This is a genomic window from Leptodesmis sp., assembly GCF_052746595.1.
Window position 1 is genome coordinate 1 of the sequence record NZ_JBRAGO010000133.1, and the last position, 10,029, is coordinate 10,029.

Sequence of the window (10,029 nt, forward strand, 5' to 3'; positions counted from 1 at the left end):
ACTGCGACGGATTTAGGTAGAGTATTGTAACTAGCAGTCTTTTCACGGATGTCGTTCGGCCTCAGCTCATGCACTATCCTGCCTCCACTCCTTCGGTGTTTACCCAATTACAGAATCGTTTTCCCAGCAGCACCTTAGTCACGGAACTGATACACATCCAGGAAGGCCAGTACGTGGTTCGTGCTCTGGTGCAGGCAGGAGGGACGATCTTAACTACAGCAATGGCAGCGGCACCCACGATCGAGCAAGCTGAGGATCAAGCCAGGGGACGAGTCTTGGCGGTATTAGGGATCGCGATCGAAGCGGGAGGAAGCACCTTGCCAGATATACCATCGCTGCTGAATGGGCCGAATTCACGCCACCAGTCGTTCGAGACAGAAAGCCGCTTCTCACTACCGACCCAGGCGGCTCCCCCAGTAGAGGCCAAGCAGGAAGAACAGCCACCGCTCCCCACTTACAACCCCCTGGAAACCATTACTTCTCTCACCACAGGTGAAGATTTTGATTTCTCAGAGCAGGTTACTGAGACACTGGAAGAGGTTCCTCAAGAGTTCAGTGAAGTGTATGACAGCAGTGATGAGTATGCAGCCCAAGAGTTTCCCCCACCCATTCCTGAACCGTCCCCACGCTCAGTCACAAATAAGGCCAGTTCTAAACCTTCTGCCGATCGTCCTGTCCCAGCCAAACCTGCCAAACCAGAACCAGCGATCGTCCCGACTCCCGAAGAACCGGAAGACCTCTCCTCTCTCATTGCTCTAACCGATATTGAGATGGATCGAATTGGTTGGACAAAACAGGAAGGACGGGACTATCTGAAGCGTACCTACCGCAAATCAACTCGTCAAAAGCTGGAAGTTGACGAATTGATGGACTTTTTGAATTACTTAAGGGCGCTACCGTCGGCAAATGGACTATAAAGAGTTAAGAGTTGAAAGTTAAGAGTTAAGAGTTGCAAGTAAATCCTTGCCCTAATTCTTAACTCTTAATTCTTAACTCTACTATGCCGCTATCGGTCGGGTGGCAGAAGGGCGGCGATCGATTACCTGATCAATTAACCCGTAGTCTCTGGCCTCGTCGGCAGACATGAAAAAGTCACGCTCGGTGTCTTCCTGGATGCGTTCCAGGGGTTGTCCAGTGTGATCGGCTAGTAATTCATTCAGCCGCTGCTTGTGGTACAGAATTTCCTTGGCCTGAATCTCAATATCCGTAGCCTGACCTTGAGCGCCCCCTAAGGGCTGGTGAATCATAATCCGAGAATGGGGCAGACTCATTCGCTTGCCTTTAGTACCTGCACTCAGCAGAAAGGCTCCCATGCTGGCTGCCAACCCCAAACAGATGGTGCAAACATCAGGGCGAATTTGTTTCATGGTGTCAAAAATACCCATTCCCGCTGTTACAGAACCCCCAGGGGAATTGATGTACAGGTAAATGTCTTTCTCCGGATCTTCAGCATCCAGGAACAGCAGTTGAGCAACCACCAGGTTTGCCAGGTCGGAATCAATTTGCTGCCCCAGGAAAACGATTCTTTCCCGCAGGAGGCGAGAGTAAATATCAAAGGCACGTTCGCCTCGACCAGACTGTTCAATAACGGTGGGAATCATGGACTGACTGTGTTGAGTGAGTTTTCCCCATTCTACCGAGTCGGGAGGAATTCGGGTGAGGGGGTGTCCTTCGTCCTCTGTCCTTTGTTCTTCGCCAATGACCAATGACCAATGACGAACTTGATACAATCCACCATCCACCATCCACTATTCACCGTCCACTTCATCCAAATTATTTGACTCTGGTGCGAGAATTAGTAGTGTAGACGGTATATTTTCTCCTGTATCCTTCCTGCATCTCCATGACTCAAATCCCCCCTCCAGATCGGGAACCCAATCCAGCACCCGTTTCTCCTACTCATCGCAGACGATGGCGACGGGTGGTGGCTCCTGTCGGGATGGGGTTACTGGCTGGGACTGGCGCAGTTGCCTGGTGGGGTTGGAATTTTGTTAAGGAGCAACTTCCACCGATCGTGGCGAAAAATCTCAGTGAAACCCTGAATCGTCCGGTGAAAGTAGGCCAGGTGGAGGGGTTGGGTTTGAACGGCATTCGGTTAGGGCCTTCCTCGATTCCACCAACAGCCAATGATACCGATCGGGCCACGGTGGCAGCGGTGGAAGCATCTTTTAATCCGCTGAAAACATTACTCACCCGGAAGCTGGCACTGGATGTCACTCTGGTCAAACCTGACATTTTTTTGGAGCAACAGCAGGACGGATGGATTACAACCCGGCTGAAACAACAAGAGGAAGAAGGTTTTATTGAACTGAAAACGATTCGGGCCAGGGAGGGCACCGTTGAGCTACTGTCTTTAGGAAAAACCGCAGGGAAGCGATCGCCCGTGATCTTGAATCAGGTCAACGGTAAGGTTGACTTCCTGGATAAGAACAAACGATTCGTGTATGAACTGGCGGCCCGATCGACAACGGGTGGGGATCTGGACCTGAAAGGAGAATCCCGGCTGCCCTCTCAAGACACAAAGCTGCAGGTGCGAGCCAATAATTTTCTGTTAGCTGAAGTTGGCCGTCTGCTCAATTTTCCCTTTGATTTCCCAAAAGGGCGCGGCGGCGGCAACCTCACAGTAGAACTGAGTCCTGATGTTAAGTTTCCACCCATCTATGGCACGGCTCAGTTTACCGATACCACGATGGCCATTCCCCAGGTGCCGCAGCTCTTTACCCAGGCCAGGGGAAAATTGCAGTTTCGGGGAGAAACCATTCAGTTAGATAACGTCAATGCTTTTTATGGCAAAGCGCAAGGGGTGGCGAATGGCACGATCGAGCTAGGTAAATCTATTAATCTGGCCGTTAAGGTAAAACCTACCAGCCTCCCTAATCTGGCAAAAACCTTGAAACTAACACTGCCCGTTCCGGTGAGTGGTGAAGTGACGGCTGACTTAAAGGTGACTGGCCCCCAGGAAAAACCCATTCTCAGTGGAGTGGCCCGCAGCACGAAGCCTGGTCAGATCGATCGGATCGACGTGAGCCAATACAGTACCGCCTTTAAGCTGGATACAGGGGCAGAAGAAATTTTAATTCAGGATATCAAGGTAACTCCTAGCGCTGGCGGACAGGTCACCGGAGAAGGCCGCATTGATCTGGGAAACAAAAATGCTGCCGGTAAATTGGATCCCAAATTAGCGTTTAATTTCCTGGTCTCCAGGGTGCCGGGGGATCCTGTTGCGGCTGCTTACAATAACGGCAATCCGTCCCCTATCAAGATTGGCCCTGTGAGTGCGATCGCTCAAGTTTCGGGAACGGCCAGTGCACCACAAACCCTGGTTCGCTGGCAGGCTCCTGAAGCTACTTATGCAGGTGCTGGTGAAATCTCGATCGCTAACGAGATAATCACTCTCAAAAATACGTCTTTTAATGTCGCAGGTGGTACAGCCAGAGTGGAAGGGGTCGCGGCCAATGGCCTATGGCGTGGTGTACTCACGGCCAGTAGCATCCCCTTAAGTCGCTTCTCCCCAGATTTAAAGGGATTATTCAGCGGTCAGTTCAAAGCGTCTGGCTCCCTGTCTTCCTTCAATCCCGCTAACATTCAGGCTCAGGGAACGGCCCGCTTCTCTGAAGGAATTTCTCTCTTGCAAGGTCCTTTAGTTGCCCAGGCCCGTTGGAATGGTGAGAAGCTGTTATTGCAGCAAGCTACTGCACCCGGATTTAGTGCTAATGGAACGATCGCCCTCAATGTTGCAGGAACTCCATCCGTAACCGGAATAGATTTGAACGTTCGCCTCAGTGACTTCAACCTGCAAGAAGTGGCTAGCCGCTTACCGGAAAACTTACGAGCTTCCGGCAGAGCAGATTTTGCAGGACGGGTCACGGGTACTCCGGCGGCCCCTCGTGTGGATGGCAATCTGGCTCTGAAAAACTTTGTGTTGAACGAGGTAGCTTTTGATCCCTATTTGCAGGGTCGAGTACAGTACGGGCCGGGAGTACGGCTGGATTTACGAGGAGAGCGCGATCGCATTGCTGCTGTCTTAGATGCCCAATTTCGTCCCATTGCCTTCGATATTCGGCGAGGAGACGCTTTTGCCCAGGGGCGCACCCAGAACGGCCTCTTGCTGACTCAGATTGGTAATTTTCCGCTGGAATTACTCCAGGGATTTAGGTTCCCTCCCCAGTATGCACCCAGTGGCCAGTTAAGCGGCAACCTGGCAATTAATTGGGATCGACGAACCGCGAATGGGGATGTCACCGTTTTGCAACCTGGTTTGGGATACTATCGAGCGAATCAATTTAGTGGTCAGATCAGCTTCGCGAATGGAATGGTGACCCTGACCAATGGTCAACTGCAACGGGGCAATACCCTGCTTCAGATTGCTGCCACTGCTAACCTGACTGGAGGCTTGGAAGCCAAGAGCCAGATCAATGTGGTCAGGGGAGAAGTGCAGGATGTGCTGGAAACTTTGCAAATTTTTGACTTACAGGACTTTCAGCGCGGCTTCCAACCCCCTAACTACGGCACGATCGCCGATTTGAAAACCGTTCCGATTGACATGATCGGGGTGCCGATTCAGGATCAGTTGCGTCGGATCACCGAGATCGCAAGGCTCCTGGCTCAGATCCAAAAAGAACAGGAAGATGCACCGATTCCTCCCTTGCGAGATCTGAACGGCCAATTTACAGGCACGATTAATACCACCATTTCCTCCAAAACGGGGATCAAAGCAGACTTCAATCTGCAAGGCGAGAACTTTAAATGGAGACGCTTTTCGGCCAACCAAGTGGTGGCGATCGGCACGTTTGACAGTACAAACGGCCTCACCTTCTTACCCCTGCGCTTACAGTCTGACGATGCGGTAATTGCCTTTTCGGGACAGGTGTTAGGAAAGCAACAATCAGGACAATTGCGGCTGGAAAACTTGCCCGTTGATCAGCTTAAAGCTGTAGTCGCTCTACCCTTTAACGTTGAAGGATTGCTGAATGCGACGGCAACCCTTTCTGGCAGTTTTGAGAATCCCCAGGTTGTCGGCTCTCTGAATCTGGTAAATGGGGTACTCAATGATACGCCTGTCCAATCAGCCCGAGGCAGCTTTACCTATGCCAATGCTCGCCTGGATTTCACCAGTACGTTAGCCGTGGTAGAGCCAGAGCCACTATATCTTGTGGGCAGCATCCCCCTCAAGCTGCCATTTGCCAGTGTAGCTTCAGCCAGTGATGCCATCCGTCTGGACATCAACGTCAAAAATGAGGGCCTGGCTTTGCTGAACGTCTTTACAGATCAGGTCAGTTGGGTGGATGGCCAGGGTGAGGTGAGTGTTCAGGTACGGGGAACGTTAACCAACCCGATCGCCAACGGGATTGCCAGAGTAGACAATGCCACGCTCAAAGGCAAAGCTCTGCCAGAGCTGCTCACCAATGTCACTGGAAGCGCTCGGTTTGATACCGATCGCATTCGGGTGGAGCGGCTGCAAGGGGCGTTTAGTGACGGAAAGATTGCTGCTGCGGGTGTGATTCCCCTGGCAAACCCCCTAGCCACTACCGATCCGGATGCACAAAACCCATTATCCGTAGCTTTAGAGCAGATTCGCCTGAATTTGAAAGGGGTCTACCAGGGTGGGGTCAATGGCAACGTTACAGTGACAGGAACAGCTCTCGATCCAGTTCTCGGCGGCAGAGTAGTCCTAAGTCAGGGACAAATTTTCCTCCCAGATCAGACCCAAACGGCTGCAGCACCAGGAACAGGGGGGCAACAAAACGCCGCGATCGAGTTTGCAGGCTTACAGCTGGAACTGGGCCGAGGAGTTACGATTACCCAGCTTCCCCTGCTTAGTTTTGTGGCCACGGGTAATTTGGAAATTAATGGCAGTTTGAGTGATTTACAGCCTCAAGGTACGATTCGGCTCCTATCCGGGCAAATCAACTTGTTTACTACGCAATTCACGTTGGAACGGGGCTATCCACAAACAGCCACCTTTACTCCTGCCTACAAATTGGATCCAGAACTCAATGTCCGGATGATTGCTCTGGTTTCCGAGGTCGTCAATCGTCGCCAACCGATAGCCCTCAGTCCCTCTGAAATTTTCGATATCCCGACTCCAGCAACCAGCTTGGGATCTTTGCAAACAGTACAGGTGCGGGCGGAAGTACGGGGGGTAGCCAGCCGTTTGTCTGAAAATCTCAAATTATCGAGTAGTCCACCCCGGAGTGAGGAGGAGATTGTGGCCCTGATTGGAGGCAGCTTTATTGATACTCTCGGTAGAGATCCGCTATACGGGGTCGCCAGTCTGGCAAGATCAGCATTGCTGAATAATGTTCAAACATTCATTGGCCGAGCATTAGGGTTGAGCGAGTTTCGACTTTTCCCCACCTACAGTAGTGAAAATAACAATAGTCGGGGAGGAACGGCGACAACAACTTCAACGCTGGGATTAGCTGCGGAAGCAGCGATCGATATTACCCCTGCCCTCTCTGTCACCTTACTCAAGGTATTAACCAACAATCAGGCTGCACAAATTGGTTTGCGTTATCGCATCAACGACAACTTACTATTGCGCGGTTCAACCGATTTTTCAGGAGACTCTAGAGCCACGCTGGAATACGAAGCAAGATTTTAGCTGTAATGACACGAGGGGTTTTTCCCATTGGATCGGTGCGTTACGCTAACGCTAACAGCATCCTACCAGTATCACCTTGGTGTCAATACAACTATGCACTACGAGAGCGTAAAAACTGGATTAACAGGAAACTGCGTAATGAACCAACCGCCCTAATCGCTGACGTAGAGTTGCTAAACCCAGACGCTCACTGGCTGAGATGAAAACCGCCTGGGGATGTTCTTCTTGTGCCAGGGCCAGAGTGTCTCCATTGACCTGATCAATTTTGTTAAAGACAAGCAGGGCTGGGCCAGGGGCGATCAGCATTGCCGACAGAATGCTCATCACTGATCGAATATGACTCTGCCACGCGGGATGAGATAGGTCTACCACATGCAGCAGGGCATTGGCTTCTGTAACTTCTTCCAACGTTGCCCGGAAGGCATCCATTAGGGACGGGGGCAGTTCATGAATGAATCCCACGGTATCAGTGAGCAGAATCTGCAACGGTTCCTGGTTCACTGGATTAGGAACCACCAGGCGGCGAGTAGTGGGATCTAGGGTAGCAAACAACTGGTCGGCTGTGTATACCTCAGCATTGGTCATCACATTCAACAAGGTGGACTTGCCCGCATTGGTATAACCAACCACCGCTACAGAAGGCACTTCTCGATGCTGGCGCTGTTGCCGCAGACGGGCACGGTGGGCTTGCAATTGGTCTACCTCCTGTTGCAAGCGAGAAATCCGCCGTTGAATCGCTCGTCGTTCTGTTTCCAGCTTGGTTTCCCCTGGCCCCCGTGTGCCGATCCCGCCTCCTAATCGAGACATCGCCTGTCCTCGGCCAGTCAGTCGGGGTAAGCGATATTCCAATTGGGCCAGTTCCACTTGTAATTTTCCGGCTCCCGACTGAGCACGCTGGGCAAAGATGTCCAGAATCAATTCCGTGCGATCAACCACTCGCACTCCAATCTGAGTCTCCAGATTACGCACCTGGGCGGGAGAGAGCGCGCGATCGAAGACAATCAAATTCGCGCCAATCGTTTGCACAGCACGGGCAATCTCTTCCACTTTGCCCTCGCCCACCACGGTTTGGGGATGGGGATGGGAACGGCGTTGCTTCAGGATTTGTAAAACTTCTCCACCTGCTGTTTCCACCAGCCGCGTAACTTCCTCTAGCCCATCCTGAAAGCGCTGAGTCGTGATGCCATCTGTTTGCAAACCCACCAGCAGCACGCGATCGCCCTGCTGATCCACCGCCTGTCCAACAAATTCGCGCCGGAATTCTTCCTCTAAGCCTTCTACCAGGCTAGAAAAATCTTGACTCGTCAGCGCATCCAGGCTGAGTGGAGGTGAAACCGTCCAGTTCGTTTCTGGATGGAGCACCAAATGGGCCAGGTAAGTTTCCTTGATGTACCCAGTTGCGCCACCCCCCCGACGTTCAAAGCCACCTCCCGTTAACGTCAATAGCACTAAGGCATCCAACCGCTGAATCGCCATCATGGTCAGAGTTGATTCGCTGGGAGGCTCCAATTTAAGCTGAGTGGAAATACAGCGGATCCCGCTTAATCGTTCTGCCCCGTAACGCGGCAGTTCTAGCGGGGGGATCCGGGTTTGCCTCAAGGTTCCCACACCGACCCGAATCACCTGTCCCCGACGATTGATGTAGACACAAATAGGTTGACCTAAGTCGGTACTGATCGCGGCAATTCGCTGGGCAAATTCGGGAGTTGTCAAACAATCTCCCGGCAGCCGTTGTTGATAAAGCCGCTGTAACTGCTTAAGTTGACTGGACTTGATGCCTTGCAGATTTCCGTAGACTGATTCGATAAGTATTCTGGCCAAACGCGACTCTCTCTCATTCTAGCGATCGCGTCTGATGTGACATCGCCCACCTGATGCAAAAGCACCTGTAAGAGAACCTTTGAAAAGTATCCGGTGCTTAAAACCGCGACTACACTCACAAAATTTGCCGATGCAGACTCAATAAAATAAGGGTTTTTAGTAACCTGCGTCGGCGGTTTTCTTCGTATAATCGCCACTTCAGTGGCCAGGGTGACCAAGAGACAGGCTTTTAAAGCATCCTCTAAAGAAAGATTAGAAAAACAAATAATGGAATTTAAATATCTTTATATAGATTTCTTAACTTTATCAATAATCTACGCTTTTCCTTCTGGTTGATACGCGATCCCGCAAAAATCGTTCTAAATCCAATCAAATAGTTATTTATAGATTTTATTTTAGTCAGGTACTCAACTGATTCGGTTGTTTCCTGATTCAGGCTTTGCTCCACCATCTTAAGCAGAAAAATTACCCCTTTGTTAACACTTCTTCAATGCCATTCTGATCGCTCAAGCGCCTCATGTGTCGTGGTTTGAGGTGTAGACCGTAAGTTGATAGAGACTAGAAGATATCAGTTCAGCTAAACTGGTTGGAGTATAGATAACGCTCAAATTTCAAGCTTCTATTTAAACCTTGTCCAAGCCCAGAACCGGAGTTTCTCTTATAGGAAAATGACCGTTCTCTAACTGGACTTAGTTTAACAAGATGAGGGACTTAACTATGTCAATAATTGTCTTTATTGATACCTTAATCCTGCAAAGCGTTCGTTATACTCAGAGGAGGGTTCTAAGTGGCTATTCCTAGGACTTCAGGTATTTCTTAATCCATCTGCCCAAGAGTTTCAAGCTATTTTCTTAAGAAATTCTTAAAAAGGTTTAGAATTAGGTGTGGTGATTGGAGGTCAATCGTGTTCATCCGTCTAGCAGAGCAACACCGCCAGTTCGTTCAGGATCTGGTCATGAATCTTCAAGCGCTGGCCATTGTCCTGGAACGGCAAGGCTATCTGGCCTCTTGCTACACCTGTGGCGGTCAGATGAATAGTGCATCTTTTATGGTGAGTCTGGCAGATAACCACCTGATTCGCTTTCTGGTATCGGACTATGGCATCACCTGGACTGAAATGCGGGACGATCGTGAACTGATGAAGTTGGAAGGAGCGGAAGCAATTAGCCAACTGCAGGAACTGGCCAATCTAGTGAAATATCAAATCAAACCCTCCCAGTATCGACCCACGATCGCGCTTGAAAGTGTGGGTTAACCCCGAATTTCCTTAGAGTCAAGCGGCTTTCAGAACCTTGCAGCTGAGGTACTCAGCGATCGAGATCGTTCAGAAAGGCTTGAGCAACCAGTTACTTCCATACCCTTGCAGCCTAGGTTTCTGTAAAGAGAGCCTGGGCTGAGTCGGTTAAGGGGGTTCAGCCTGGAAAAATCCGCCACTTGCTACAAACCAGAAATTTTTGCTCATACTTCTTTACAAAGCTGAGAGGTTTTGTTATGTTTTGTTTACGGTTGCTTCAGTCAACCGATTCATACATACCCGTCATTCATTTACAGCACTTATTACGGAACTATGACCACAACCTTACAACGCCAAGAGCGTTCCAACG

The 10,029-nt window shown here is 50.5% G+C and carries 5 protein-coding genes; 3 read left to right on the top strand and 2 right to left on the bottom strand.

Going from position 1 to position 10,029, the window contains the following annotated elements; genetic code table 11:
* Window positions 1-68 precede the first annotated feature (68 nt).
* Window positions 69-917: a hypothetical protein gene (locus ACUVQO_RS20840; RefSeq protein ID WP_445927748.1), complete on the top strand. Its 849-nt coding sequence runs from the start codon at window positions 69-71 to the stop codon at window positions 915-917.
* Between the two features lie 81 nt (window positions 918-998).
* Here the strand turns inward: ACUVQO_RS20840 and clpP are convergent, their stop codons facing one another.
* Window positions 999-1,745: an ATP-dependent Clp endopeptidase proteolytic subunit ClpP gene (gene clpP, locus ACUVQO_RS20845; RefSeq protein ID WP_445927749.1), complete on the bottom strand. Its 747-nt coding sequence runs from the start codon at window positions 1,743-1,745 to the stop codon at window positions 999-1,001.
* A 98-nt stretch (window positions 1,746-1,843) separates the two neighbouring features.
* Here clpP and ACUVQO_RS20850 point away from each other — a divergent pair, with 98 nt between their 5' ends.
* On the top strand, window positions 1,844-6,604 hold the full coding sequence (locus ACUVQO_RS20850) for a translocation/assembly module TamB domain-containing protein (RefSeq protein WP_445927750.1): 4,761 nt from the start codon (window positions 1,844-1,846) through the stop codon (window positions 6,602-6,604).
* A gap of 120 nt (window positions 6,605-6,724) precedes the next feature.
* Here the strand turns inward: ACUVQO_RS20850 and hflX are convergent, their stop codons facing one another.
* Window positions 6,725-8,425, bottom strand: a complete 1,701-nt coding sequence (gene hflX, locus ACUVQO_RS20855; protein WP_445927751.1) for a GTPase HflX — start codon at window positions 8,423-8,425, stop codon at window positions 6,725-6,727.
* 904 nt (window positions 8,426-9,329) lie between these two features.
* On the opposite strand from hflX, the gene ACUVQO_RS20860 reads away from it, so the two are divergent.
* On the top strand, window positions 9,330-9,680 hold the full coding sequence (locus ACUVQO_RS20860) for a DUF1815 family protein (protein WP_445927752.1): 351 nt from the start codon (window positions 9,330-9,332) through the stop codon (window positions 9,678-9,680).
* Window positions 9,681-10,029 lie beyond the last annotated feature (349 nt).

Excerpts from the sequence above, each read along its gene's own strand:
- ACUVQO_RS20840 (WP_445927748.1), top strand. The coding sequence starts at position 69 with ATGCACTATCCTGCCTCCACTCCTTCGGTGTTTACCCAATTACAGAAT.
- clpP (WP_445927749.1), bottom strand. The coding sequence starts at position 1,745 with ATGGTGGATGGTGGATTGTATCAAGTTCGTCATTGGTCATTGGTCATT.
- ACUVQO_RS20850 (WP_445927750.1), top strand. The coding sequence starts at position 1,844 with ATGACTCAAATCCCCCCTCCAGATCGGGAACCCAATCCAGCACCCGTT.